A 25,795-nucleotide genomic window follows, 5' to 3' on the forward strand; every position below is an offset into this window, starting at 1 on the left:
CCTCTCGGTCCGGTAGGGGCGCCTCCTGGCAGGCGCCCGTACCGCAGGCGTACCCAGAGCTGTGACGGCGGTCTGAGAGGAAGTCCCGTGGGACATCTGCTGGTTATCGAAAGCTGGGTGGGGTCGATGAGCAGGCTCCTGCCCAGGGCGATCCGCGAGAGCGGACACGAGTTCAGCTTCCTCACCCGGGACCTGCACCACTACCTGCGCTCCGCCCCGGCCGACGGGCCGCACCCGCTGCTCGCGGCGCGCAACATCATCACCGCGGACACCAACGACATGGACGCGCTGCTGCCGTTGGCCGAACGGCTGCACGCCGTGTTCGCCTTCGACGCGGTGGTCTCCTCCTGCGACTACTACCTGCCCGCGGTGGCGCGCACCGCCGAGCGGCTGGGGCTGCCCGGCCCCGCCGCCGAAGCGGTCGAAAGCGCCTGCCGCAAGGATCTGACCCGCCGGGTGCTGGCCGAGGCCGGGGTGGACGGGCCGCGTTTCGCGGTCTGCTCGGACACCGCACAGGCCCTGTCCGCCGCCCGGGAGATCGGCTACCCGCTGGTCGTCAAGCCCGTGGACCTGTGCGCGGGGATGCTGGTCCGCCAGGTCCACGACGAACGGGAACTGGACCTCGCCTGCCGGGCCCTGACCGAGTTCCCGGTCAACGCCCGGGGACAGGACCGGACCCCGGTCTTCCTCCTCGAAGAACTCCTCACCGGCCCCGAGGTCAGCGTCGAGACCGTCTCCTTCGGTGGCGCCACGCACGTCGTCGGCGTCACGGACAAGAGCATCGGCGGGGCGCCCGCCTTCATCGAGACCGGCCACATGTTCCCGGCGGACATCGGGCCGGCACGGGTGCGGGAGGCCGCCGACAGCGCCGTACGAGCCGTCAAGGCCCTCGGCCTGGACCAGGTCGTCTGCCACACCGAGATCAAGCTGACCCCCACCGGTCCCCGCCTGATCGAGGTCAACCCCCGCCCGGCGGGCAACCGCATCACCGAGCTGGTCCGTCACGTCACCGGCATCGACCTCGCGGCCGTCTGCGTGGACGTCGCGCTCGGCCGCACACCGGACCTCACCGTCCGCCCCACCGGGGTGCGCAGCGCGGCCATCGCCTTCCTGCTGCCCGAAGCCGCCGGCACCCTGACCGGCATCGACGGCGCCGACGAGGCACGGAGCGGGCCCGGCGTCATGGAGCTCACCCTGGCCGAACCGGGCCGTACCGTACGGCCCGCGACCAGCAACAACGAGTACCTGGGCCACGTCATGACCGCCGACACCGAAGGCGGCGGCGCGCGGCGGGCGGCCGAGCGGCTGATCGCCGGCCTGCGGCCCCGCTACGAGCTGCCCGCGGCGGTGGGCGCATGACCGTCCCCACCCTCCACGAACCGTCCGTTCGGACCGTCGACGACCTCCTGGACCGGGTGCGCGCCGGGTTCTACGGCCCCGACCCCGCCCGGGAGCGGCTGGCGCTCGCCTTCACCACCGCCCAGGCCGTACGGCACGAAGGCCGCTCCGGCGGCTACCGCAACGAGGTGCTCAGCCTACGGCTGGCCGCGGCCGTCGGATCCTGCGCGGTGGAACCGGGCGCCCTGCCCGCCGCCTCGCTCGACGAGTGCGTGGGCGCCACCGTCGCCGACCTGCTCGACCACCCGCTGCTCCCCGTGCGGATCGCCGCGCTCGACGCCTACCTGATGCACGTCCGCCCGCACACCCCCGACCACGGGGCCCGCCCGTACGCGATCCCGGCCGGCAGTTCGCTGCACCGCTCCCGCGCCCGCGCCCGCGCCGTGGCCGACCTCCTTCCGGCGACCGGCCTGCGCCGGGTCCTCGTCGTCGGCGTCGTCAACTCCCTGCTGGAACAGCTGCGCGAGCGCGGGACCCCGTACGCCCCCTGCGACCTCAAGGGCGGCGCCACGGAATGGGGAGAGCCCGTCCTGACGGACGCCGCCTCGGAGCTGGAGCACTGCGACGCGATCCTCGCCTCGGGCATGACGCTCGGCAACGGCACCTTCCAGGCACTGCTCGACCACGCCGCCACCACCGGCAAGCCGCTGGTGATGTTCGCCCAGACGGGCAGCGCCGTCCTGCCGCGCTTCCTCGGAGCCGGCGTCAGCGCCGTGTCCGCCGAGCCGTACCCCTTCTTCTGGCTCGACGGCGGCCCGGGCGTCGTCCACCGCTACGGAGGCGCCCGGTGACCGTCGCCCCGATCCTGCCCCGCCCCGCGGCCGCGGCCGCCAATCCCGATCTGCTGCCGCTGGTCGGCCGCACCCCGCTCGCCAGGATCCGCACCGATCTCCCGCACCGGCAGCCCGGCTTCTGGGCGAAGCTGGAATGCCTGGGCGCCGGCGGAATGAAGGCCCGCGCCGCCGTCTCCATGCTGAGCGGCGCCCGCTCGCGCGGCGAACTGCTCCCCGGCGCCCCGGTGGTCGAGTCGACCTCCGGCACGCTGGGAGTAGGGCTCGCCTTCGCCGGCCAGGCCCTCGGCCATCCCGTCGTCCTCGTCGGCGACACCGAACTCGAACCGTCCATGCGGCAGCTCCTGCGCGCGTACGGCGCCGAGCTGGAGCTCGTCGACCGGCCCGCGGCGGAAGGCGGCTGGCAGGCGGCCCGGATCGCCCGGCTGCGCGAGGTCCTGCGCCGCATGCCGCACGCCTACTGGCCCGACCAGTACAACAACCCCGACAACGCGGCCGGATACCTCGCACTCGCCACCGAACTGACGGACCAGCTCGACCACTTAGACGTCCTGGTCTGCAGCGTCGGCACCGGCGGCCACAGCGGCGGACTGGCCGGCCCGCTGCGCCGGCGCTGGCCCCGGCTGAAGGTGATCGGTGTCGACTCCGTCGGCTCGGCCATCTTCGGACAACCCGCCCGCCCCCGGCTGATGCGCGGCCTCGGCAGCAGCATCCATCCGGACAACGTCGTCCACGAGGCCTTCGACGAAGTGCACTGGGTGGGACCCGCCGAGGCGGTCGACGCCTGCCGCAGACTCGCCCGCTCCAACTTCGTCAGCGGCGGCTGGAGCACCGGAGCCGTCGCCCTGGTCTCCGCCTGGGCGGCCCGAGTCGAGCCCGGCGCGGTCGTGGCGACCGTCTTCCCGGACGGACCCCACCGCTACCTCGGCACCGTCTACGACGACGACTTCTGCCACGCCCACGGCCTGGACACGGGCGTGCTCGCCGTCCGCCCCCTGGAGATCCCGCACCCCCGGGCGGTCGAGGCGGCCGGCTGGGTCCGCTGCCGGACCGTGATCGACCCCGTGGCGCCCACCCGCGCGCCGTTGCCGGCGCCGGCCCGCGCTCCGCTGCCCGCGACCGGCCGCCCGTCGCTGCCCACGCCGACCCGCGGAGGCGCGGTATGAAACTCACGTGGCACACCGCCGACCTGGAACTGGCCGAACCGCTGCGCATCTCCCGCTCGGTGATGTCGCGCCGCGACGCCGTCTGGGTCGCGATCGAACACGGCGGACTGCGCGGCTGGGGCGAAGCCGTCAGCAGCGCCTACCTCGGGCTGCCCACCACCGGCATCGTCAAGCACCTGGAGGCGTCCCGCACGCGAACCGAGCGCTTCCCCGACCCCGAGACCGCCTGGGCTGAGACGGGCGACGAGGACGAGGCATGGGACGGGCTGCCCGCCGGAGTCCTCGCCGCGCTCGAAGCCGCCCTGCTGGACCTGGTCGGCAAGCGGGCCGGCGAACCCGCCCACCGGCTGCTGGGCACGCACGCCGCTCCGGCCGCCGCGACCGCTCGTACGATCGGCATCATCGCCCCCGTACCGGCCGCGGCGCAGGCCGCCCGCCTCGCGATGAGCGGCTTCACCGTCCTCAAGGTCAAGGCGGGATCGCCCGATCCGGCGGAGGACCTCGCCCGCGTGGAAGCCGTACGCACCGGAGCGCCCGAGGCCGGCCTGCTGCTGGACCCGAACGGCGCGTGGACCGAACGCCAGGCCCTCGACCTGCTGCCGCGCTTCGCCGCCCTCGGCGTCGCCGCCGTGGAACAGCCCATCGCGCCGGGCCGCCCCGACGCACTCGCCCGGGTGGCGAAGGAGTCACCGCTACCCGTCATCGCGGACGAGGACGCCGTCTCGTACGAGGACGCCGTGGCGCTCGCCGGCCGGGTCCACGGCGTCAACGTCAAACTCGCCAAGTGCGGCGGGGTGCGGGCCGCCCTGCGCATCCACGAAGCCCTGCGCGGCAGCGGCACCGAGCTCATGCTCGGCTGTCTCACCGCCAGCTCCCTGGGCATCGCCCCCGCCGTGCACCTCGCCGACCGGGCCCGCTGGGTGGACCTCGACGGGCACCTGCTGCTCGCCGACGACCCGTGGACGGGCATCGGCGGCGCCGACGGGACCGTACGCGCCCCGAACCGAGCCGGACTCGGCGTCACCCGCGCCCACCCGGAGGCCGCACGGTGAAGACGCTCGCCGCCGTACGGAGCTTCCCGCTCGCCGTACGGCTCCTCCTCGTCAACCAGCTCGGCGTCAACACCGGCTTCTACCTGCTCATCCCGTACCTCGCCACCCACCTGTCCGACGACCTCGGGCTCTCCGCGGCCGTCGTCGGAGTGGTCCTGGGCGTGCGCAACCTCAGCCAGCAGGGGCTGTTCCTCCTGGGCGGCTCGGCCGCCGACCGGCTCGGCGCCCGCGGGGTGATCATCGCGGGCTGCGCCCTGCGGACGGTGGGCTTCGCCCTGTTCGCGCTCGGCGACGCCCTGCCGCTGCTGCTCGCCGCGTCCATACTCAGCGGGCTGGCGGGCGCCCTCTTCAACCCCGCCGTACGGACGTACGTCGCCCAGGAGGCCGGAGACCGCAAGGCCGAGGCCTTCGCGCTGTTCAACGTCTTCGCCACCACCGGGGCCCTGCTCGGCCCTCTGCTCGGAAGCCTGCTGCTCCTCGTGGACTTCCGGGCCGCCGCCGTCACCTCCGCGGCCGTCTTCGCCGTCCTCACCCTCGCGCAGCTCCTGGTGCTGCCCGCTCGCAAGATGCCGGCCCCGCAGACCTGCGTCCTGGCCGACTGGCGTGAGGCCGTGCGCAGCCGGGGGTTCGTGGCCTTCTCCCTCGCCATGATCGGCATGTACGGTCTGGAGAACCAGCTGTACCTGCTGCTGCCGCACGCGGCCGTGCGGGCCTCCGGCTGGGACGGCTCGATCGGCCTGCTGTTCCTCGGCGGAACCGTCGCCAACCTCCTCTTCCAGCTCCGCATCACCCGCCGGCTCAAGGCAGCGGGCAGCCGCGCCCGCTGGATCGCCACCGGCCTGGCCGTCATGGGCCTGGGCTTCGTCCCGCCGATGCTCGTCTCCGGAATCTCGGCCCCGCACCCGGCGCACCTGCTCCTGGTCCTGGCCGGCACGCTCCTGCTCCACCTCGGCGTGATGATCGCGCAGCCGTTCGTGATGGAGCTGATACCCGCCTTCGGCCGGGCCGGCCTGACCGGCACCTACTACGGCCTCTTCTACGCCGTGTCCGGCATCGCGGCCGCCGTCGGCAGCGCGGCGGTCGGCTGGGCCATGGACACCGCCGGGCACACCGGCCTGGCCTGGCTGCCCTTCGCCTGCTGCGTCGCCCTCGGCCTGACCTCGGCGGCGGCCGTCGCCCGGCTGCACCGAAGACGGGCCCTGCCCGCCGACCCCGGCCAGGACCCCGCGACCTCCCCTGCCGGCACCAGCCCGAGAAGCGAGACCCGATGACCACCGGCAACCTGCTCACCGACCATCCCGAACTGTACGAACAGCGCTTCCCCGACCCGGACCACCGCGCCGCGCGCTGGGCCGAGGACGTGCTGGCCCACCACGGCGCGGGCCCCCGCGTCCTCGACGTCGGCTGCGGCACGGGCCGGGACGCCGCCTGGCTGCACCAGCGGGCGGGCCGCGAGGTCACCGGCATCGACACCTCCCCGGCCATGCTGGCGCACGCCCGCGGCCACCACCCCGGACCCGCCTACCACCGCGCGGACATGCGCGACTTCGACCTCGGAGCAGCCCGCTTCGACGCCGTCGTCTGCCTGGACAGCGCCCTGCTCTACTGCCACACCAACGACGACCTCACCGCCTTCCTGGCCCGCTGCCGCTCCCACCTGTCCCCGGGCGGCCTGCTCGTCGCCGAAATGCGCAACGGCGCCTTCTTCCTCGGCAACACCGAACTGCTCGACGGCCCGCGCACCGCCCACGTCACCTGGCGCGGGGTCACGTACACCTCCGACACCACGCTCTACGTCGACCACGGCGCGCAGCTCCTGCGCCGACGCCGCCACTGGACCGCCGACGACGGCTCGCCCCCGGTGGAGCAGCACTCCGCCTGGCGCCTGCTCTTTCCCCAGGAGCTCCGGCACTTCCTCACCACAGCCGGCTTCGAAGTGCTGGCGCTCTACGACGGGCCCGGCCCCCGGACCGAACCGCCCTGGAGCGAAGGCGACCCGCCGCACCCCACCGTGAGCTCCGACCGGCTCCACCTCATGGCCCGCCTGAAGCCCCCTCACAGCAACGGAGACAGCACCTCATGAACGACCGGCACACGGGCCCGGCCCGGAGAGGCTTCATCATCGCCGGCAGCGCCACCGCGCTCACCCTCGCCGCCGGCTGCGGCACCACGGGAACCCCCGCCACCGACGCGAAGAACGGCGCGGCAGCCACCCCCAAGCCCGGCGGTCGCCTGCGCGCCGCCTTCGCGGGCGGCGGCGCCGGCGAAACCCTCGACCCGCACGCGGCCAACCTGTTCGTCGACGCCGCCCGCGCCAAGGCCCTCTTCGACAAGCTCGCCGACTTCGGCGCCGACCTCGCCCCCGTACCCCGCCTCGCCGCCCGCTGGACGCCCAACGCGACCCTCGACACCTGGCAGATCACCCTGCGCCAGGCCGCCTTCCACGACGGCCGGCCCGTCACGGCCGAGGACGTCCTCTACAGCTACCGCAGGATCGCCGACCCGAAGGGCACCTTCCGCGCCAAGGCCTCGCTGGAGCCCATCGACCTCGCCGCGAGCCGCGCCGTGGACGCCTCCACCGTCGAGTTCAGGCTCAAGCGGCCCTACGCCGAATTCCCCAACACCCTCGCGGCCTTCGGCGCGTACATCGTCCCCAAGGACGCCACTGCCTTCGACCGGCCCGTCGGATCCGGCCCCTTCACCTTCGTCTCCTTCAAGCCCGGCAGCAGCCTCCTGGTCAAGCGCAACCCCGCGTACTGGGAAGGCGCACCCCACCTCGAAGAGCTCGAATTCGTCATCGCCACCGAGGAATCCGCTCGCGTCAGCGCCCTGCTCGGCGGCCAGGTCGAATACGCCCACGAACTCAACCCGGCCACCGCCCGCGCCCACGAGGGCAAGGGCCGGATCGACGTCGTACGCCTGCCGGGCAGCGCCATGCAGGGCTTCGTCATGAAGACCGACCGGCCGCCCTTCGACGACAAGAGGGTCCGCCAGGCGTTCTTCCTCATCGCCGACCGCAAGGAACTCCTCGACGGCGCGCTCTCCGGAGCGGGCGAGATCGGCAACGACCTCTTCGGCAAGGGCTGCCAGTACTACGCCTCCGGCCTGCCGCAGCGCACCCAGGACCTCGACCGGGCCCGGGCCCTGCTGAAGGAGGCCGGCGCCGAAGGGCTCAAGGTCACCCTCGACACCGCGCCCGCCGCCACCGGCTTCATCGAGGCCGCCGGAATCTTCAAGGACCAGGCCGCCAAGGCCGGCGTCACCGTCGAGGTCAGGGTCGGGAACAAGGAGACGTACTGGAAGGACATCCTGTCCTCCGGAACCTTCGCCTCCTACCGCTCCGGCGCCATGCCCATCGAGTCCCACGTCTCCCAACGGCTGCTCACCGGCTCCACCACCAACGCCACCAAGTGGCAGCACAAGGACTTCGACGACCTGTACCAGCAGGCCCAGTCCACCGGGGACGAGAAGGAACGCGCCGCCCTCTACGAGCGGATGCAGCGCCGGCTGCACGACGAAGGAGGCTTCCTGATCTGGGGCTTCGCCGACTGGATCGTCGCCACCGCACCCACGGTGCGCGGGGTGTCCGCCAAGGCTCCCGCCAACACGCTCGACTGGGCGCGCTTCGACAAGATCTGGCTCGCGTGACGGGGGGCCTTCCCTGGATCGGCCGCCGCCTGCTCCTCGGCCTGGGGCAGACGGCGGCCGTCGTCCTGCTGATCTTCGTACTCACCGAGGCACTGCCCGGCGACGCGGCGGTCGCGCTCGCCGGGGACCAGCCCGACCCCGAGCGCATCGCCCGGATCCGCGAAGCCATGCGGCTGGACCGGCCCGCCGCCGAACGGCTCCTGGAGTGGGTGGGCGGCATGCTGCGCGGCGACCTCGGCACCTCCCTGGTCACGGGACGGCCCGTGACCGGCTATCTGACCGGGGGCCTCGGCTCCACCCTGCTCCTCGCGGCCGCCACGCTCGCCCTGCTGATCCCGCTCTCCGTGGGCCTCGGCGTCCTCGCCGCGCGCCGCGAGGGCGGCCTCGTGGACCGGACCGTCAGCGCCCTGACCCTGGCCCTGCACGCCGTACCGGAATTCGCCCTCGGCGTGCTGCTGGCCGCACTGTTCGCACTGCGCCTGGGCTGGCTGCCGGCGACCGCCGTCGGCGCCGACCCCACCGTCGAACCCGCCGTGCTGATCCTTCCCGTCCTGGTGCTGACGGCCCGGCCGGTGTGCACCCTGAGCCGCCTGGTGCGGGCCGGCATGATCGAGGCGATGGCCTCCCCGTACGTCGCCCAGGCCGGCCGCTACGGCCTGTCCGGCGCCCGCGTCCGCTGGACCCACGCCCTGCCCAACGCACTGGCGCCCGCCACCCAGCAGCTGGCCCGCACCTGCGACTGGCTGCTGAGCGGAGTGATCGTCGTGGAGGCGCTGTTCGTCATCCCGGGCCTGGGTACCGTACTCATCGAGGCCGTCGCCGCCCGGGACGTACCGGTCGTCCAGGGCATGGCGGTCGTCTTCGGAGTCGTCACCGTCCTGGCCAACCTGGCCGCCGACCTCGTCGCCCGCCGCTTCGCACCGCGCTCGGAGGTGGCGGCATGAGGCCTCCCGCTCCGCGCTACGTCCTCGGCGTCGCCGTCGTCGCCGTACCGCTCCTGCTCGCCCTCCTCGGACCCGTGATCGCCGGGCCGCCCGGACCGCGATCCGTCTCCTTCGCCACCGGCCAGGACCACTGGCTCGGGACGGACTTCACCGGCCGCGACGTCTGGCGGCAGGTCCTGCTCGGCGGCAGACCGGTCGTGCTCGTGGCACTCGGCGCGACCCTGCTCGCCTACCTCGTCGCCCTCCCGGTCGGGCTCGCCGCCGCCCTCACCCACCGGACCTGGCTGGAGGAGAGCCTGATGCGGCCGCTGGACGTGCTGATCGCCGTGCCCTCGCTGCTCCTGGTCCTGCTCGTCGCGGCGACGTTCACACCCGGTCCGGTGGGACTGACGGCTCTGGTCGGCCTGGCCGCCGTACCCGACGCGGCGCGCGTCGTGTACGCGGCGGCGGTCGAGGTCTCCTCCCGGCCGGCCGTCGAGGCCCTGCGGATGCAGGGCGAATCGTGGTGGCGCACGGCCGTCGGCTACGTCGCCCGATCCATGCGGCGCACCCTCGCCGCGGACGCCGGAATCCGGCTGACGGGCGCCCTCTACCTCGTGGCCACGGCCGCGTTCCTCGGTGTCGGGGTGCAACCGGACGCCGCCGACTGGGCGGTGATGGTCGACCGCAACCGCACGGGTCTCTTCCTGCAGCCCTGGGCCGTGGTGGTGCCCGCCCTGCTCATCGCGGCGCTGTCGATGGGTGTCAACCTGCTGTTCGACGCGGCGCTGCAAGACGGACCTCCGCACGACGGAGCTCTGCGAAGGCGCGGCCGCCGGAAAGGAATGGTGTGATGAGCGCCGTCGTGGAAGTACGGGGGCTGCGGGTGGAGATCGGGGGGCGGGCCGTCGTCGACGGCGTGAGCCTCCAGGCCCACGCGGGCCGGGTCACCGCCGTCATCGGCCCCTCCGGCAGCGGCAAGACCACCACGGGTCTGGCGCTGCTGGGCGAATATCCGGCGGGCGGCCACATCGAAGGCACGGTGCGTACGCCGCCGGGCGGCGTCGGGTACGTACCCCAGCACCCCGCGGCCGTGCTCAACCCCGCCCGGCGCGTCGGCGCCCTGCTGCGCGACATCGCCGTACGCGGGGGCGGCGGCCGGCGGGACGTCCGGGAGCGGATGCACCAGGCGCTGCGCCTGGCTCAGCTCCCGGACCCGGCGGACGTCCTTCGCAGATTCCCCCACCAGCTCTCCGGCGGCCAGCAGCAGCGGGTGGTGCTGGCGCAGGCGCTGCTGTTCGGCGCCCGCGCCATCGTCGCCGACGAGCCCACGACAGGGCAGGACGCGCTCACCAAGCAGGGCATCGTGACGGAGTTGGCCGCCCTCGCCCGGCAGGGCATCGCCGTCATCCTGCTCAGTCACGACACCGATGTCGTACGGCAGTTGGCCGACGAGGTCGTCGTGATGAACGCGGGCCGCGTCGTGGACCGGGGCCCGGCGGAATCGGTCCTCGGCGGCGCGTCCGAGCGGGTGGCACCGCCGCCGCGGGCACCAGGCCCGCGCGGGCCCGTCCGGTTGGAGACGCGGGCCCTGACCGCAGGGCACCGCACGGCACGGGGCAGCGTCGAGGTGCTGAGCGACATCGCCATCTCGGTCGCCGCGGGGGAGTGCCTCGCGCTGGTCGCCGCTCCGGCAGCGGCAAGACCACCCTGGGACGGTGCCTGGCGGGGTTGCACACGCGGTACACCGGGCGCGTCCTGTTGGACGGCGTCCCCCTGCCGGGCAGCCTGCGGGCGCGCAGTCGCGCACAACTGGCCGCCGTGCAGTACGTGTTCCAGGATCCGAAGGCGGCCTTCGCCGAACACCGGCCGGTCCTCGACCAGGTCGCCCGCACGGCCGTCCGGCTGCGTGGCGCCGGCCCCGACGACGCGCGCGAGGAAGCCGTGCGGACCATGGAGGCGCTGGGCCTGAGCGCGAGCACGGCCGGGCGCCGCCCCGGCGCCCTCTCCGGCGGCGAACTCCAGCGGGCCGCGCTGGCGCGGACGCTGCTGGCCCGGCCGCGGGTCCTCGTCTGCGACGAGATCACCTCCGGACTCGACCCGGCCACCCGGCGCGCCATCCTGGACCTCCTCGCGGGGCTGCGGGACCGCACCGAACTGGCCCTGGTGTTCATCACCCACGACTTGGCGGCGGCGGCCGCGCTGGCCGACCGTATCGCCGTGCTGGACGCGGGAGGCGTCGTGGAGGAGGGGCCTTGCGAGCGGTTGATCGCCGCGCCGGGGCACCCCGTCACCAGGAGCCTGCTCCAGGCCGCGCACGCGGCGGGGCGGGGGCTGTCCCGTACGGCCGGGGCATGAGACGGTTTCGGCCCGGCCCCCCGAGGGGACCGGGCCGAAACCGTCGCTCACGCCGTCCGCGCCGTCACGCCGATCGCCGCTCACGCCGCCTGTTCGTGCGCGCAGGCGTCGTCGATCCCGTAGGTCTCCCATTCCGGGAACTCGTCGTGTGCGGGTACGGACTCGCCCGGGACGAGCAGGCACGCGTCGAGGGCGGCGCGCAGCGCGTCCGCACGCAGCCCGGTGCCGATGAAGACCAGCTCCTGGCCCTGGTCGGAGTCGGGACCGCGGGCCCCGGACGGCTCGAACCGGGCCACCGCGCCCGCCTGCGACCACAGGCCGGTCACACGGGGGCGGCTGGCCAGCCAGAAGAAGCCCTTGGAACGCAGGATCCGCCCGAAGGTGCCGCTGTCGAGGCCCTTGGTGACGAAGGTCCAGAGCCGGCCGGGGTGGAAGGGGCGCGCGGAGCGGAACACCAGCGAGGAGATGCCGTACTCCTCCGTCTCGGGGACGTGGTCGCCGTTGAGCTCTTTGACCCAGCCGGGGGCCTGCTGCGCCCGTTCGACGTCGAACAGCCCGGTGTTCAGCACCTGGTCGAGGGCCACCCGCCCGCGGACGGCGGGTACGATCCGGGCCTCGGGGTTGAGCCGGGTGAGCGTGGCGCGCAGCCGCGCGACCTCGTCCGGCGCCACCAGATCGGTCTTGTTGAGGACGATGACGTCCGCGAATTCGATCTGGTCCATCAGCAGGTCGCTGACGGTGCGCTCGTCGTCCTCGTACTGGTCGAGGCCGCGCGAGACGAGTTCGTCGCCGCCCGCGAGTTCCGGCAGGAAGCCCGCGGCGTCCACGACGGTGACCATCGTGTCGAGGCGGGCCAGATCACCGAGGGTGGCGCCGTCGTCGCGCGGGAAGGAGAAGGTGGCGGCCACCGGCATGGGCTCCGAGATGCCGCTGGACTCGATGAGGAGATGGTCGAAGCGCCCCTCGCGGGCCAGCCGGTCGACCTCCTCCAGCAGGTCGTCGCGCAGGGTGCAGCAGATGCACCCGTTCGTCATCTCGACGAGACGCTCCTCGGTGCGGGACAGGGCCGCCTCGCCACCGCGGACGAGCGCGGCGTCGATGTTGACCTCGCTCATGTCGTTGACGATGACCGCGACCCGCAGGCCCTCGCGATTGCCGAGGATGTGGTTGAGCAGTGTGGTCTTGCCCGCCCCGAGGAAGCCCGACAGGACGGTCACCGGCAGCCGGGCGTACGTGGGATCGCTCATCCCGGCTCAGCCTTCGGGGCGGAGCAGGCCCCGCTGGTAGGCCTTCACCAGGCGCTGCGGGACCTGGTACACCGATCCGTCGACCGTGATGGGGACCAGCCGCGGGGTGGTCGCCTTCCACTGGGCCCTGCGGTGGCGGGTGTTGCTGCGGGACATCTTCCGCTTGGGAACGGCCATGGGGATCTCCTGGGTAGGGTCGGCAGGCGTCGTTCCGACTCTATATGAAAACGGATCCCATTATCAAAACTGCCCTGAGGGGTGCGGCCGGTGATCAGTGCGTGCTGTGCGCCGACCCGTTCGGGGAGAGGTGGTAGACGGCGAAGGCCCGGTCGATGACCGGCATCGCCACGTTGCGCACCCGCACCCCGCCCGCCGTCATCCCGTGCTCCGTCCCCATGTGCGCGTGGCCGTGGACGGCGAGATCCGCTCCCGCCTCGTCCATCGCCTCCGCGAGGAGGTAGCTCCCGAGGAACGGATAGATCTCCGGGGGCTCGCCCGCCAGCGTGTCCGCCACCGGCGAGAAGTGGGTGAGGGCGATCCGCAGATCCGAGCCTTCTTCGCGCAGCTCGCGCAGCGCCCGGCCGAGGCCCTCGGCGCAGTTTCGGGTGTACCGGACGAACGCCTTCATCTCCGGCTCGCCGAACTCGCTGGCACTGCGCCCGACGAAACCTCCGCAGAACCCCTTGGTCCCCGCGACGCCGACCCTCGTACCGTCGATGTCGAGGACGACCCCGTCGCCCTCCAGTACGTGCACGCCCCCCTTGGTCAGCTCCCGGATGACCTCCGTCTCCTGGTCGCTCTGGTAGTCGTGATTTCCGAGTACGGCGACCACCGGCACGGGCAGCCCGGCCACCTCACCGGCCACCACCCGCGCCTCCTCCGGGGTGCCGTGCCGGGTCAGGTCCCCCGCCAGCAGCAGCAGGTCCGAGCAATCCCCCAGGGTGTCGAAGGCGGGCCGCAGCAGACCCTCGCTCCCCGGACCGAGATGGATGTCCCCGACGGCGGCGATGCGGATCACGACAACTCCTCGGGATGAGCGGGCGGGTCCGGGCAGTTCACGGTGAGGTCGTCGTGCCAGGGCACGCCCGCCAGCTCCTCCGCCGCGAGCCGCAGGACGGCGGACCGGCACTCCGCGGTGGAGACGCTGCCCCAGAGCAGGGCGCGGCCGCCGCGGATCTCGATCCGTACGCCGAGCTCGGCGATGTCCTCCCGGGCCAGGCGGTCCCGCAGGTGCTGGATGCGGTAGTCGATGATCTCCGTGGAGGTCATGAAGTCTCCTCCGTCCGCACCCGGCGCTCGATGACGTGGAGCCGTTCGAGGAGGTAGAAGAAGGCGTCCGCCAGGGGAGCCGCGCGGTGCACCCGGTCCAGCCGTTCCCAGTCGATCTGTTCGCGCAGCATCCGCGCCATGGGCAACAGGTCGCCGAAGTCGCAGTAGTGCTCGCAGAGGGCGGCAAGACGGCTGTCCATGAGATCGGTGGGCGCCAGCACCGGCATCCACACCGAGTCCACGGCCTTCACGGTCGCCCGCTCCAGCAGCTCGGCCGACACCGGACGCCGGGCCAGCTCGAAGATCAAGTCGATCTCCTCGCCTCCGGACCGGCCCTTGACCAGCCAGTCCTCCGGCGCCCGGCGCATCGCGATGCCGCCCGCCTCCAGGGCCGCGATCACCGAGTCCGCGTCCTCCGGCCGGACGCAGAAGTCGGTGTCGTGCTGGAAAGTGGCCGGCACGCCGTGGGCGAACGCGGCCACGCTGCCGGCGAGGGCGAAGGGCTGCCCGGACTGCTTCAGCAGCGCGGCCACGCGCTTGGTGGCCTCCAGGATCGCCTGGGTGTGGTCCTTCGGCAGCTGGCCGTCGGCCACCACCGGCGGGCTCAGGCTTTCCGGCACATTCACCCCACCCCCCGACGCATTGACAGGTTGACTGATCACGGAGTGCCTCACTGGTATCACTCGTCCATCACTCGTCGGCCGGGGGCGTCCCCGGAGGACAGTCCCCGGACCGGCCGCGGACACGGGTGCGGTGACTGGTGTCGCACCACGGAAAGATCCGGCTGCGCCGGCAGGTGCACAGTGCGACCACGGGCCGGTCGGAGTACGCGATCGAGCCGTCCCGCCGGGCCCGTTCCACCGGGCCCTCCACCAGCTCGGGACCGCCCGGCTCCGGCTCCCGTACGGCGCGCCCCGCGGCCGTCGAGAGCTTGTCGTGCTCCGGCGGCACTTCTGCCGATCCCCTTGAGGTCATGGGAAGCGAGTAACCGCTGTGGCGCTGGCGAAACCCCGCATGCGTGCGGATGGCCCAAACGGGTAGGCGCCGCGCATGCCCTTTCCCGTGATCGACGCCACCGCCTCCCTGCTCGCCCGCGGCTATGCCTGGGCCCCCGGCCTGCGCCGCCGCAGCGAGGGACCGGGCCCGGTGCGGACCCGGCTGATGGGCAGGCGGACCGTACTCCTGCACGGCCCGGAGGCCGTCGAGTTCTTCTACGACGAGCGCCATGTGCTGCGGCACGGCGCGCTGCCCGGACCGGTCCTCGACACCCTCTTCGGACGGGGCGCCGTACACACCCTGGACGGGGAGACGCATCGCGTCCGCAAGGACATGTTCGTCTCCCTCCTGATGTCCGACAACGGCGTCGCCGCGCTGGTCGACCGCGTGTCGACGGCCTGGCGCGCCGCCGCCCAGGAGTGGAACGGGCACGAGGTGGTGCTCTTCGACGAGGTGAGCACGATCCTCGCCGAGTCCGTCTGCGACTGGGTGGGCCTCCGGCTCTCCGACGAGGAGGTCCGGCAGACGGCCCGGGACTGCGTGGCCATGGTCGACGGCTTCGCGACCCCCGGCCCGCGCCACTGGAAGGCCCGCCGCGCCCGCCGGCGCCAGGAGAGGGCCCTCTCCCGCATCGTGGACGACGTACGCGCGGAAGGCGCCCCTCCCGGCGGCGCCTACGCCCCCTTCTCGGCCGGCGGATCCTCCCGCTCGGCGCTGGAGACGGTGGCCTGGCACCGGGACCGCGACGGCAGGCTGCTCGACTCCCGCAGCGCGGCCGTCGAACTGCTCAACATCATCCGGCCCACGGTCGCCCTGGCCTGGTTCGCCGCGTTCGCCGCACACGCGCTCCACCGCGAACCCGCGCACCGCGGACCGCTGCGCGACGATGACGGCACCTACGCCCGGGCCTTCGCCCACGAGGTCCGCCGCTTCTACCCCTTCGCGCCCTTCGTCGGGGGCCTCGCCGCCCGCGACCTGGACTTCCACGGCGACAGGATCCCCGAGGGCACCCTCGTGCTGCTCGACGTCTACGGGCAGCACCGCGACCCCGCGCTCTGGCCGCAGCCCGCGCGCTTCGACCCCCGGCGGTTCGTCGGCCGCGAGCCCGACGGCGACGAACTCATCCCGCAGGGCGGCGGTGACGCCCGCAGCGGCCACCGCTGTCCGGGAGAGGACATCGCGATCAGTGTCCTGGCGGCGCTCAGCACCGGGCTGGCCCACCTCGACATGGCCGTGCCCGAACAGGACCTGGAGATACCGCTGAGCCGCGTCCCCACCCGGCCGCGCAGCGGCTTCGTCATGACACCCGCACACCAGTCAAGGAGTCAGCATGCCTCTCGGTTCCGGTAGCAGACCGCAGGAGCCGACGTACGAGCAGCGCTACGAGGAGGCCAAGCGCCGGAACTTGCACGGCCGCTGGTCCAGGAACACGTCCGAGCTCAAGAGCGAGCTCGGCACATGAACCACGACGGGGCCGGGCGTCCGGAGCGAGGACGCGACCGAGGGGGACGCAACCGAGGGGGACGCAACGGAGGAGGACGCGCATGAACCGCGCCGCGCTCTTCGACGTCGACGGAACCCTCGCCGACACCAACCACCTGCACGTCACGTGCTGGTGGGAGGCGCTCCGGCAGGCCGGCCACCACGTCCCGATGCACGACATCCACCGTGCGATCGGCCTCCCGGGAGAAGACCTGATCGCGCACCTGCTCGGCGAGGACCGCGACACGGGCGAGGACGACACGCTCAGCGCCGCGCACGACACCCTCTACGGCACGTACTTCGACCGGCTGCCCGGCTTCCGCTCCGCCGCCGAGCTGCTGCGCGAGCTGGACCGGCGCGGGTGGCGGGTCGTACTCGTCACCTCCGCCGCCAGCACGGAACTGGAGGCCCTGAGGAAGGCGATCGGCGCCGACGACGCCATCGCGGCGACCGCGAGCTCCGACGACGTCGACCAGGGAAAGCCGGCGCCCGACCCGCTCCACCATGCCCTGGACCTCGTGGACGCGCCCCCGCACACCGCCGTATTCGTCGGCGACTCCGTGTGGGACATGAAGGCCGGCGCCCGGGCGGAGGTCACCTGCGTGGGCCTGCTCTGCGGCGGCATCCCGCAGGGAGACCTCGAAGAAGCGGGGGCCCGCGCCGTGTACCGGCACCCCGCCGACCTGCTCGAAAACCTCGACCGCAGCCCGTTCGCCGACGGCCCGTCCGCCGGCACTCCGCCGAGCGCGGACCCCGCGGCACGGACCGGAAGGGACACAGACGCATGACACCGAACTCATCCGCCGCGCCGGGCGGCGAAGGCCCCCGGGTCGTGATCGTCGGCGCCACCGGAAACGTCGGCACCAGCGTGGTGCGGGCCTTCGCCGAGGACCCCGCCGTGGTTTCCGTCCTCGGGCTGGCCCGCAGGATCCCGCGCTGGCGCCCGCCGAAGACCCGGTGGGAAGCCGTGGACATCGAGCCGGGCGGGCCCGACCTCGCGCCGCTCTTCACCGGGGCCGACGCCGTGGTCCACCTGGCCTGGAAGTTCCAGCCGACCCATGACCCCGCGCAGACCTGGCGGACGAACGTCCTCGGCAGCATCCGCGTCTTCGAGGCCGTGGCCGAGGCGAACGTCCCCGTACTCGTCCACGCCTCCTCCGTCGGCGCGTATTCACCCGGGCCCAAGGACCGCGCGGTGGACGAGTCCTGGCCCACTCACGGCTGGCCGCAGGCCGCGTACTGCCGGGAGAAGGCCTACCTCGAACGGGTTCTCGACGCCTACGAGCCGGCGCATCCCGGCATCCGGGTGGTGCGGATGCGCCCCGCCTTCCTCTTCAAGCGCGAGTCCGCCTCCGAGCAGCGCCGGATCTTCGCCGGGCGGCTGGTCCCCGGCCGCCTGGTCCGGCCCGGGCTGATCCCCCTCGTGCCCGACCTCCAGGGCTTGCGGTTCCAGGCCCTGCACACCGACGACGCGGCCGCCGCCTACCTCCGGGCGGTCGCCCTTCCCGTGCGCGGCGCCTTCAACCTGGCCGCCGAACCGCCCCTGGACGCGCACGCCCTGGCCGGCATCTTCGACGCGCGGCGCCTGCCGGTGCCCACCGCCGCGGTACGCACGGCCCTCGCCGCCGCCTGGCGGCTCCGGGTGGTGCCCGCGTCCCCCGACCTCTTCGATGCCGTACTGCGCCTGCCGATGCTGGACTGCTCCCGGGCCCGCGAGGAACTGGGATGGGAGCCCCGCCGCACCTCCGTCGAGGCCTTCGAGGAGTTCCTCGCCGGCCTGCGCGAGGGGGCGGGCCTGGACACCGCGCCCCTCGCCGCCTGACACGCACGCCGCCTGACACGCCGCCTGCACACCGCCCGACCCGTACGGGCGGTGTGCAGGTCCTTCCGGCTTCCTACGGCTTACGGCTCACGGCTTGAGCAGCGTCTTGATCATGCCGTCCTCCTTGGCCTGGAACATGGCGTAGGCCTTCGGAGCGTCCTCGAGCGGCATCGTGTGCGTGGCAAAGCCCTCCACACCCAGCGGATCGGACGCGTCGAGCAGCGGAAGGATGTCGTCCACCCAGGCTCGGACATTGGCCTGACCCATCCGCAGCTGGATCTGCTTGTCGAACATCGTGAGCATGGGCATCGGATCCGCCGCCCCGCCGTACACGCCGGACAGGGAGACCGTCCCGCCCCGCCGCACCAGGTCGATCGCGGTGTGCAGGGCCTGCAGCCGGTCGACTCCCGCCCGCTCCATCAGCGCCCGCGCAAGGGGATCCGGCAGCATGCCGGTGATGCGCTGCGTCGCCGCGGCCAGCGGCGAACCGTGGGCTTCCATGCCCACCGCGTCGATCACGGAGTCCGTGCCCCGGCCGTCGGTCAGGTCCCGGACCGCCTCGGCCAGTCCCTTGCCGCGCTCGGTGAGATCCAGCGTGTGGACGCCGTACGAGGCCGCCCGCTCAAGGCGAGCCGCCACCAGGTCGATTCCGATCACCAGCCGGGCACCCCGGTGCAGCGCGATGCGCGCGGACATCAGCCCGATCGGCCCGAGGCCCAGCACCGTGAGGGAACCGTCGGGCGGGATGCCCGCGTACTCGACGGCCTGCCAGGCCGTCGGCAGGACGTCCGAGAGGTAGACGAAGCGCTCGTCCGGCGGTCCGCTCGGCACCTTGATGGGCAAGGTGTCGCCGAAGGGCACCCGTAGGTACTCGGCCTGCCCGCCCGGCACCTGCCCGTACAGCTTGGTGTAGCCGAAGAGGGCGGCGCCCTTCCCGTGTTCACGGACCTGGGTGGTCTCGCACTGGGAGTGCAGTCCCTGGTCGCACATGAAGCAGTGCCCGCAGGAGACGTTGAACGGGATGACGACCCGGTCGCCGGGCTTCAGCGCGGTGACGTCCGGGCCGACCTCCTCCACGATCCCCATGGCCTCGTGGCCCAGGATGTCGCCGGGATCCAGGAAGGGGCCCATGACCATGTAAAGGTGCAGATCAGAGCCGCAGATTCCGCTGGACGTCACCTTGACGACGATGTCCGTGGGGTCCTCGATCCGAGGATCCGGGACGCTTTCCACGCGGACGTCCCGCGTGCCCTGCCAGGTCAATGCGCGCATGGTCTTGCCTCCACAACGGCTTGCGAGGGGACGGACTGCGCCTGCCCGCCGGGTCCCGGACCATGCGCGGCGAAACCCGGCGTCCGGCGCCGTGATCGATCGTATTGAGCGGATCGATCGAAAGGCGCCGACGTAGGAGTGGTGTCCGTACCGCTGGAGGGGTGTCGTCGACGCCGAGAGCGCGTGGAGGGGGGGCGTGCAGTTGGCATAACCTAGGCATTGTGATCGTAAAGAGTGATCGTTTCGATTGTTATGTGCGTTCGCCCTTGACTGTGATCGGTTTCGGACAAACGATGGTCCTCGTTCACCCACTCCTTCCGTACGAGGTCCCGTAGGAGCCGTGCCATGTCGCGCACTTCACGTTCGTTCCGCATAGCCGCTGCCGCCTCCCTCACCGCCCTTGGGCTTCTGGCCACCGCCTGCGGCGCCGGCGACAGCGACGACTCGGGCAGGGCCGGGGCCGCCGGCAGCGCCGGCCGGCCGGTGGAGATCACCTACTGGTCGTGGATGCCCGGCACCAAGCAGACGGCCGAGGCCTTCAACGCGACCCACGCGAACATCAAGGTCAAGTTCGCCGAGGTGCCCGCGGGCCTGGCCGGCGGATACGACAAACTCGCCGCCGCCGTCAAGGCGGGCAACGCTCCCGACGTCATGAACATCGAGTACCAGGCGGTCCCCGACCTCGTCACCCAGGGCCTGCTCGCCGACTCCTCCAAGCTGCTGGGCGCCACCGTCAAGAAGCAGCCGGAGCAGGTGCAGGCGCTCGTCACCCTCGGCGGCAAGCAGTGGGCGGCGCCCTTCGACGTGGCACCGCAGATGCTCTACTACCGCAAGGACCTCTTCGAGCAGCACAAGATCGCCGTGCCCACCACCTGGGCGGAGTTCAGAACCGCCGCCGAAGAGATCAAGAAGGCCGACCCCGAGGCGCGCATCACGTCCTTCTGGAGCGACGAGGCGGCGACGTGGGCGGGCCTGGCCCAGCAGGCCGGCGCCAAGTGGTACGGCACCGAGGGCGACGCCTGGAAGGTGAGCATCAACGACGCCCCCACCCGGAAGGTCGCGGAGTACTGGGGCGACCTGGTCAAGAACGACCTGGTCTTCAACCACAAGGCCTGGAGCCCGGAGTCCACCAAGGCCGCCTCCGAGAACAAGGTCTACACCCGCCTCGGTGCCTCCTGGAGCGCGGGCAGCCTGAAGACCGAGCAGGCGAAGCAGGAGGGCCTGTGGGCCTCCGCCGCCCTTCCCGGCTGGGGTGACGGCAAAGTGGGCATGGTCGGCGGCTCCTCCTTCGCCGTCATCAAGGACAGCAAGAAGGCCGAGGCGGCAGCCGAGTTCATCAAGTGGGCCACCACGAGCCCGGACGCCGTCAAGGCGCGCCTGAGCCCGGGCACCTCCAGTGCCCTGCCCGCCGACGAGGCGCTCCGCGAGACCGCGAAGGCCTCCTTCGACACCAAGTTCTACGGCGGCCAGGACATCTACGCCGCCGCCTCCGCGCAGGTCCCCAACATCGCCACCGGATGGGTCTGGAGCCCGGTCCACAACGCGACCTCGGTCGATCTCGTAGCCGCCCTGGCCAAGGCTAAGGACGGCGACTTCGCCGCCGCCTTCGACACCGGGCAGGCCACGGCGGAGAAGCTGATCAACGACCGCGGACTGAAGCTGGTCAAGTAGAACCCGGACGGGGTCCGGTGAGCATCAACCGGGCCCCCTCCCCTCGACTTCCTCCCCCCGACGCCCTCCCCCCGCCCCCGACTCCGTCCCCCGCCCTCATCCCTCCTTCGGCCCCGGAGGTGCCCCCGGTGGCAGCACCGATCGTCCGCAGCAGTGCCAAGGCCCCACGCCCCGACCGGCGCGGCCGACCGGGCCAACGCGCCGCCGCGGCCCTGCTCGCGGGCCCGTTCGTCCTGCTCTTCCTCGCCGTGATGGTCGTGCCCATCGGGTACGCGGCCTACCTGAGCCTCTACCGCGAGCAGTCCTCCGGTCTCGGCTTCGGCGGTACGCGGACCTACTTCAGCGGCATCGACAACTACGTGCGGGCGCTGAGCGCCCCCGCCCTGCAGGACGGCTTCCTGCACATCGCGGCGTACTGCGCCGTCTACATCCCCGTCATGATCGGCGGGGCTCTCGCCCTCGCCCTCCTCATCGACTCGGCCATGGCCCGCGCCAAGCGGTTCTTCCAGCTCGCCGCATTCCTGCCGCACGCGGTGCCCGGCCTGATCGCCGCCGTCATCTGGGTGTTCCTCTACACCCCCGGTCTCAGCCCCGTCCACCAGTTCCTCGCCTGGGCCGGAGCCGAGATCGACTTCTTCGGCAACGACGCGATCCTCTTCTCCATGGCCAACGCCACCGCCTGGCAGTGGATCGGCTACAACATGGTGATCTTCTACGCGGCCCTGCAGGCCATCCCGCGCGAGACGCTCGAAGCCGCGACCGTCGACGGCGCCGGCGGCATCCGCACCGCGCTGTCCGTGAAGCTGCCGATGATCCGCTCCTCGGTGGTCCTCACCACCCTCTTCACCTGCATCGGTGCCATTCAGCTGTTCACCGAGCCGGAGACCTTCCGCTACGACGCCACCGCCCTGTCGCCCGAGTGGTCTCCGACGATGTTCATCTACCAGGCAGCCTTCTCCAAGCACGACTACGGGATCGCCGCCGCGGCCTCGCTCATCCTGGCCCTGCTCGGCGCCCTGCTCTCCTTTGTCGTCACCAGGCTCGGAAACCGGTGGAAAGAAGCATGAGCACTCTCACCGTGGACAAGACCACGACGCCCGACGAGCGAGGCGGCCCCGGGGGCTCCTCGCACCGCAAGGGCGCGCGTCCACCGCGGACCCGGACCGGCGCCGGGATCCTCGCCTCGAAAGCCGCGGTCAACGGCATCCTCGCCCTGGTCGCGCTCTACACGCTGATGCCGCTGACCTGGCTGCTGTTCGCCGCCACCAAGAACAACACCGACCTGTTCGGCAAACCCGGCTTCACTCTCGGCGACTTCAACCTGATCACCAACATCACCCACCTCTTCGCCTACAACGAGGGGATCTTCGGACGCTGGCTGCTCAACAGCTTCGTCTACTCGGTCCTCGGCGCCCTCGGCGCGACGCTGCTGAGCCTCGCCGCCGGCTACGCCTTCGACAAGTACGACTTCCGGGGCAAAGAGAAGCTCTACGGATTCGTCCTGCTCGGCCTGCTGGTCCCCGCCACCGTCATCTCCCTGCCCATGTACCTGCTCGCGTCCGAGACCGGCATCGTCAACAGCTACTGGGCCGTCCTGATCCCCGGCCTCGTCAGCCCCTTCGGCGTCTACCTCTCCCGGATCTTCTCCGAGGGCTACGTCCCCGGCGAGACGCTGGAGGCCGCCCGCATGGACGGCGCCGGCGAACTGCGCATCTTCGGCTCCCTCGCCCTGCCGATGCTGGGGCCCGCCTTCGTCACCGTCTTCCTCTTCTCCTTCACCAGCAGCTGGAACAACTTCTTCCTGCCGCTGGTCATGCTCAACGACCACGAGCTCTACCCCGTAGGGCTCAGCCTGTTCAACTGGAACGCCACCTTGAGCCAGTACCCCGATCAGTACGCCCTCCTCATCACCGGCTCGCTGATCTCCATCCTGCCGCTCGCCGTGGCCTTCCTCTGCCTCCAGCGCTTCTGGCGCTCGGGCCTGACCGCGGGTGCGGTGAAGTGACCATGACCCTCCCCGTACGGCACGCCCCGCGCACCCTCCTCGCGATGGGCACCGCCATCCACCGCGCCCTGCTCGACACGGCCGCCCTGGAGCGCCTGCCCCGCGTCGCGGACGCGGACACCGGGCTCGTCGTCACCGACTACCGGGCCGCCGACCCCGAGCTGCTCGCCCGTACCGAAGTCCTCTTCACCCACTGGGGTTCCCCGCTGCTGGACGAGGACGCGCTGCGCCGTCTGTCCGCGCTGAAAGCCGTCGTCCACGCGGCCGGCTCCGTCAAGCACCACGTCACCCCGGCCGTCTGGGAGCGGGGCATCGCCGTCTCCTCGGCGGCCGTCGCCAACGCCCTGCCCGTCGCCGAGTTCACCCTCGCAGCGATCCTGTTCGCCAACAAACGGGTCCTGGAGAGCTCCCGGCTCTACCGCCGCGAGCAGGCGGCGTACGACCTCCTGCCCCACTTCGCCGGATACGGCAACTACCGGCGCACCGTGGGCATCGTCGGCGCCTCCCGGACCGGCCGCCGCGTCATCGAACTCCTGCGGCCCTTCGACCTCGAAGTCCTCCTGTACGACCCGTACGTGAGCCCGGCGCAGGCTGCGGTCCTCGGGGTCCGGCCGCTCCCGCTCGCCGAACTCGTCGCGCACAGCCATGTGGTGTCCATCCACGCACCCCAGCTGCCCGAGACGCACCACATGTTCGACCGGGAGCTGCTCGCCCGCCTCCCGGACGGGGCCACCCTCATCAACACCGCCCGCGGCTCCCTGGGGGACACCGACGCCCTCGTCGCCGAACTGAGGGCGGGCCGCATCCACGCCGTCCTCGACGTCACCGACCCGGACGAGCCACCGGCCGGGTCACCGCTGTACACCCTGCCCAATGTGCTCCTCACCCCGCACATCGCCGGCTCGCTCGGCAATGAACTGGGCCGCATGGCGCACTGGGCGATCGACGAGGTGGAGCGGTACGCCCACGGGCTGCCCTTCGCCCATGGCGTCGCCCCCGACGAACTGCCGCGTTCCGCCTGAGGAGGGCCGCGCCTCGGCCTGGCGGCGATGGAGGGTCCATACGGGCAGGTACGACCAGGTAGGTGCAGGTACCGGACCAAGGGTACTGAAGTCGCCCATACCGAGCAGGTGCGCGGCGGCCGGGGATGCCGGGGGCACCGGGAACACCTGCCCCAGGAATCGACTGCTCCGCACACTGACGTAAGTTGTCCCCCGGCCCGCCGGGCCGGTCGGAGAAGAGGGACGAGCGCGGGCAGGAGTGGGCTGAGGACATGGTGCGACGCGGACGTGCGGAATCGGGGCGGGGCGTCACCTCCGGTACGCCCGCCGTCTCGGAATCCGAGATAGCCGCCGCGGCCGACGGCGGCTACGAGACCTCGGGCTGGCTCCGCCTGGGGCGCGACGGCCGGCTGACCGCCTATGCGAGTTGCGCCGAGGGCGTGGTGCGCTGGACGGAGTCGGCGCCCGGCTCGGACGTCTGGCGGGGACCGGACCTGTTCCGCGTCGAAGGGTGGGGCGGGCGGTTCACGCTGGCCCAGGACTCCCACGGGTTCGTCTGGTTCGCCGGCACGCGTTACCGGGACGATGCCCCGGGCGGTCTTGAGTTCGTCATCACCGCTCAGTACCAGACGGGCCGGCCGCTCGGCGACTGGCGCACGGTGGGCAATCCCTTTCCCCCGGCCGAGGGGCCCGCGCCCGACCAGGGAGATCCGGTCGTACTGCCCGACGGATCTGGTTCGCTCCATGTCCTCGTCACCCGCTTCGGCGTCGGTGTGCGCGGCCGGACACAGGGCGCGGACGGCACCTGGGGCAGTTGGACGGACTATCAGGGCAAGTGGGTCCGCGGCGCGGTCGTGCCGCTCGTGACGTCCCAGGGCCGAGCCGAATTCCTGGCACCTTTCCGGGGCGGGGCCTCGTACTGGGGCCAGGACGGTCCTGGGCGTGTGTTCCGATGGCTGGGCCGCACCGAGGCCGAAGCCGTCGAGGGGACATACAGCACGTACGAGACGGCCTTGGGCATCGGCACCCATTTCTGGCGGCACCCGGCAGACGGCAGTGTCATCGCCTACCGCCCCCAACGCGGCGCGGGCGGCGTGACGGGCGGGCTCATGCCGTTGGGCGGCGCGGGCGGCGTCGGCCCGGTGGGTGTCACCCGGGCACACGTCAACGGTTATGACTGCACCGTACTGTTGCAGCGCGGCGCGGAGGGGTACCCGGAAATCGCGGCCTACCCCACGCACGGCGAGCAGTACGGGGCCTGGTGGGCTCCCGTGGGAGAGCGGTGCGCCGGGCTGCCGGCCATCGCCCTCGACGGCCGCGGCTCGATCACGATCGCGATGATCGGCGAGGACGGCGGGCTGAGGATCGCCCGGCAAGACCTCGCGGATGTGGGCCAGACGGGCCAGGCGGGCCTCGGATTCGACGCCTGGCGCCGCGTGGGGTGACCTTCCTCACCGAGCGTGTCCGTCTACCGGGACGAGGCGGCCGGTTCTCTTCTTCCGCGCCCCGAAATGGTGGGGAGTTGGCGTTTTCGTCACGCCGCAACGAAAGCGATCGTTCACACATGCGAACTTTTGGGTGTGTGGCAGGCCTGCGAATACTTGCTCGCCGTCAACCAGTTGGCTTACGCTGCCCAGATCTTTGTGAGGATCGCATAAGTGTGCGGATTGAAGGTCGGTGGGGCGCGTTGACTT

Annotated in this window: 24 protein-coding genes and 2 pseudogenes; 19 read left to right on the plus strand and 7 right to left on the minus strand. The window is 72.3% G+C overall.

The window, feature by feature from the left end; translation table 11 throughout:
* Window positions 1–87: 87 nt before the first annotated feature.
* The 10 genes and pseudogenes from ABZX75_RS04000 to ABZX75_RS04045 all read left to right on the plus strand — a co-directional run bounded on the left by ABZX75_RS04000 (window position 88) and on the right by ABZX75_RS04045 (window position 11,336).
* A complete protein-coding gene (locus ABZX75_RS04000; protein ID WP_355407541.1) occupies window positions 88–1,359 on the plus strand; it encodes an ATP-grasp domain-containing protein in 1,272 nt (423 codons plus the stop codon).
* Window positions 1,356–2,189: a DUF364 domain-containing protein gene (locus ABZX75_RS04005; protein WP_355407543.1), complete on the plus strand. Its 834-nt coding sequence runs from the start codon at window positions 1,356–1,358 to the stop codon at window positions 2,187–2,189. The genes ABZX75_RS04000 and ABZX75_RS04005 overlap by 4 nt, the downstream gene beginning before the upstream one ends.
* Window positions 2,186–3,355, plus strand: coding sequence for a pyridoxal-phosphate dependent enzyme (locus ABZX75_RS04010; RefSeq protein WP_355407545.1), 1,170 nt, complete (start codon window positions 2,186–2,188; stop codon window positions 3,353–3,355). Before ABZX75_RS04005 ends, ABZX75_RS04010 begins: the two co-directional genes overlap by 4 nt.
* Complete coding sequence (locus ABZX75_RS04015) at window positions 3,352–4,407, plus strand: enolase C-terminal domain-like protein (protein WP_355407547.1); 1,056 nt, start codon at window positions 3,352–3,354, stop codon at window positions 4,405–4,407. Before ABZX75_RS04010 ends, ABZX75_RS04015 begins: the two co-directional genes overlap by 4 nt.
* Entirely contained in the window at window positions 4,404–5,678 is a 1,275-nt protein-coding gene (locus ABZX75_RS04020; protein ID WP_355407549.1) for an MFS transporter, read from the plus strand. Before ABZX75_RS04015 ends, ABZX75_RS04020 begins: the two co-directional genes overlap by 4 nt.
* Entirely contained in the window at window positions 5,675–6,490 is an 816-nt protein-coding gene (locus ABZX75_RS04025) for a class I SAM-dependent methyltransferase (protein ID WP_355407551.1), read from the plus strand. Before ABZX75_RS04020 ends, ABZX75_RS04025 begins: the two co-directional genes overlap by 4 nt.
* Window positions 6,487–8,055, plus strand: a complete 1,569-nt coding sequence (locus tag ABZX75_RS04030; protein WP_355407553.1) for an ABC transporter substrate-binding protein — start codon at window positions 6,487–6,489, stop codon at window positions 8,053–8,055. Before ABZX75_RS04025 ends, ABZX75_RS04030 begins: the two co-directional genes overlap by 4 nt.
* Entirely contained in the window at window positions 8,052–8,999 is a 948-nt protein-coding gene (locus ABZX75_RS04035; RefSeq protein ID WP_355407554.1) for an ABC transporter permease, read from the plus strand. Before ABZX75_RS04030 ends, ABZX75_RS04035 begins: the two co-directional genes overlap by 4 nt.
* Window positions 8,996–9,832, plus strand: a complete 837-nt coding sequence (locus tag ABZX75_RS04040; protein ID WP_355407555.1) for an ABC transporter permease subunit — start codon at window positions 8,996–8,998, stop codon at window positions 9,830–9,832. Before ABZX75_RS04035 ends, ABZX75_RS04040 begins: the two co-directional genes overlap by 4 nt.
* A pseudogene (locus ABZX75_RS04045) lies at window positions 9,832–11,336 on the plus strand (ATP-binding cassette domain-containing protein). Before ABZX75_RS04040 ends, ABZX75_RS04045 begins: the two are co-directional and overlap by 1 nt.
* A gap of 80 nt (window positions 11,337–11,416) precedes the next feature.
* On the opposite strand, the gene ABZX75_RS04050 reads toward ABZX75_RS04045, so the two are convergent.
* From ABZX75_RS04050 to ABZX75_RS04075, 6 genes are all read right to left on the minus strand, one after another.
* Window positions 11,417–12,583, minus strand: coding sequence for a GTP-binding protein (locus ABZX75_RS04050; RefSeq protein WP_355407557.1), 1,167 nt, complete (start codon window positions 12,581–12,583; stop codon window positions 11,417–11,419).
* A gap of 6 nt (window positions 12,584–12,589) precedes the next feature.
* Window positions 12,590–12,760 carry a 50S ribosomal protein L32 gene (rpmF, locus tag ABZX75_RS04055; RefSeq protein ID WP_355407559.1) on the minus strand — a complete coding sequence of 57 codons (171 nt, stop codon included), beginning with the start codon at window positions 12,758–12,760 and terminating at the stop codon, window positions 12,590–12,592.
* A gap of 94 nt (window positions 12,761–12,854) precedes the next feature.
* Window positions 12,855–13,601: a metallophosphoesterase gene (locus ABZX75_RS04060; protein ID WP_355407561.1), complete on the minus strand. Its 747-nt coding sequence runs from the start codon at window positions 13,599–13,601 to the stop codon at window positions 12,855–12,857.
* Window positions 13,598–13,852, minus strand: a complete 255-nt coding sequence (locus ABZX75_RS04065) for a BON domain-containing protein (RefSeq protein ID WP_355407563.1) — start codon at window positions 13,850–13,852, stop codon at window positions 13,598–13,600. The genes ABZX75_RS04060 and ABZX75_RS04065 overlap by 4 nt, the downstream gene beginning before the upstream one ends.
* On the minus strand, window positions 13,849–14,472 hold the full coding sequence (locus ABZX75_RS04070; RefSeq protein WP_355407565.1) for a nucleotidyltransferase family protein: 624 nt from the start codon (window positions 14,470–14,472) through the stop codon (window positions 13,849–13,851). The genes ABZX75_RS04065 and ABZX75_RS04070 overlap by 4 nt, the downstream gene beginning before the upstream one ends.
* Window positions 14,473–14,542: 70 nt before the next feature.
* Complete coding sequence (locus tag ABZX75_RS04075) at window positions 14,543–14,827, minus strand: CDGSH iron-sulfur domain-containing protein (protein ID WP_355407567.1); 285 nt, start codon at window positions 14,825–14,827, stop codon at window positions 14,543–14,545.
* Between the two features lie 75 nt (window positions 14,828–14,902).
* On the opposite strand from ABZX75_RS04075, the gene ABZX75_RS04080 reads away from it, so the two are divergent.
* The 4 genes and pseudogenes from ABZX75_RS04080 to ABZX75_RS04095 all read left to right on the plus strand — a co-directional run bounded on the left by ABZX75_RS04080 (window position 14,903) and on the right by ABZX75_RS04095 (window position 18,152).
* Window positions 14,903–16,198, plus strand: a complete 1,296-nt coding sequence (locus ABZX75_RS04080; protein ID WP_355407569.1) for a cytochrome P450 — start codon at window positions 14,903–14,905, stop codon at window positions 16,196–16,198.
* Window positions 16,191–16,310, plus strand: a pseudogene (locus ABZX75_RS04085) (plasmid stabilization protein); the annotation flags it as partial. The gene ABZX75_RS04080 and the pseudogene ABZX75_RS04085, both read left to right, overlap by 8 nt.
* A gap of 82 nt (window positions 16,311–16,392) precedes the next feature.
* The gene (locus ABZX75_RS04090) at window positions 16,393–17,118 is read left to right on the plus strand and encodes an HAD family hydrolase (RefSeq protein WP_355407571.1); all 726 of its coding nucleotides are present in this window, start codon (window positions 16,393–16,395) and stop codon (window positions 17,116–17,118) included.
* The gene (locus tag ABZX75_RS04095; protein WP_355407573.1) at window positions 17,115–18,152 is read left to right on the plus strand and encodes an NAD-dependent epimerase/dehydratase family protein; all 1,038 of its coding nucleotides are present in this window, start codon (window positions 17,115–17,117) and stop codon (window positions 18,150–18,152) included. The genes ABZX75_RS04090 and ABZX75_RS04095 overlap by 4 nt, the downstream gene beginning before the upstream one ends.
* An 87-nt stretch (window positions 18,153–18,239) precedes the next feature.
* Here the strand turns inward: ABZX75_RS04095 and ABZX75_RS04100 are convergent, their stop codons facing one another.
* Window positions 18,240–19,424, minus strand: a complete 1,185-nt coding sequence (locus ABZX75_RS04100) for a zinc-dependent alcohol dehydrogenase (RefSeq protein ID WP_355407575.1) — start codon at window positions 19,422–19,424, stop codon at window positions 18,240–18,242.
* Window positions 19,425–19,769: 345 nt separating this feature from the next.
* On the opposite strand from ABZX75_RS04100, the gene ABZX75_RS04105 reads away from it, so the two are divergent.
* The 5 genes from ABZX75_RS04105 (at window position 19,770) to ABZX75_RS04125 (ending at window position 25,546) form a co-directional block, all read left to right on the plus strand.
* Entirely contained in the window at window positions 19,770–21,095 is a 1,326-nt protein-coding gene (locus tag ABZX75_RS04105; protein WP_355407577.1) for an extracellular solute-binding protein, read from the plus strand.
* 251 nt (window positions 21,096–21,346) lie between these two features.
* Window positions 21,347–22,162, plus strand: a complete 816-nt coding sequence (locus tag ABZX75_RS04110; RefSeq protein WP_355407938.1) for a sugar ABC transporter permease — start codon at window positions 21,347–21,349, stop codon at window positions 22,160–22,162.
* Window positions 22,159–23,100, plus strand: a complete 942-nt coding sequence (locus ABZX75_RS04115; protein WP_355407579.1) for a carbohydrate ABC transporter permease — start codon at window positions 22,159–22,161, stop codon at window positions 23,098–23,100. Before ABZX75_RS04110 ends, ABZX75_RS04115 begins: the two co-directional genes overlap by 4 nt.
* Window positions 23,101–23,102: 2 nt before the next feature.
* On the plus strand, window positions 23,103–24,122 hold the full coding sequence (locus tag ABZX75_RS04120; protein WP_355407940.1) for a hydroxyacid dehydrogenase: 1,020 nt from the start codon (window positions 23,103–23,105) through the stop codon (window positions 24,120–24,122).
* 251 nt (window positions 24,123–24,373) lie between these two features.
* On the plus strand, window positions 24,374–25,546 hold the full coding sequence (locus tag ABZX75_RS04125) for a hypothetical protein (RefSeq protein ID WP_355407581.1): 1,173 nt from the start codon (window positions 24,374–24,376) through the stop codon (window positions 25,544–25,546).
* Window positions 25,547–25,795 lie beyond the last annotated feature (249 nt).

The sequence above is a fragment of the Streptomyces sp. NPDC003038 genome (assembly GCF_040611115.1).
Taxonomy (GTDB): domain Bacteria; phylum Actinomycetota; class Actinomycetes; order Streptomycetales; family Streptomycetaceae; genus Streptomyces.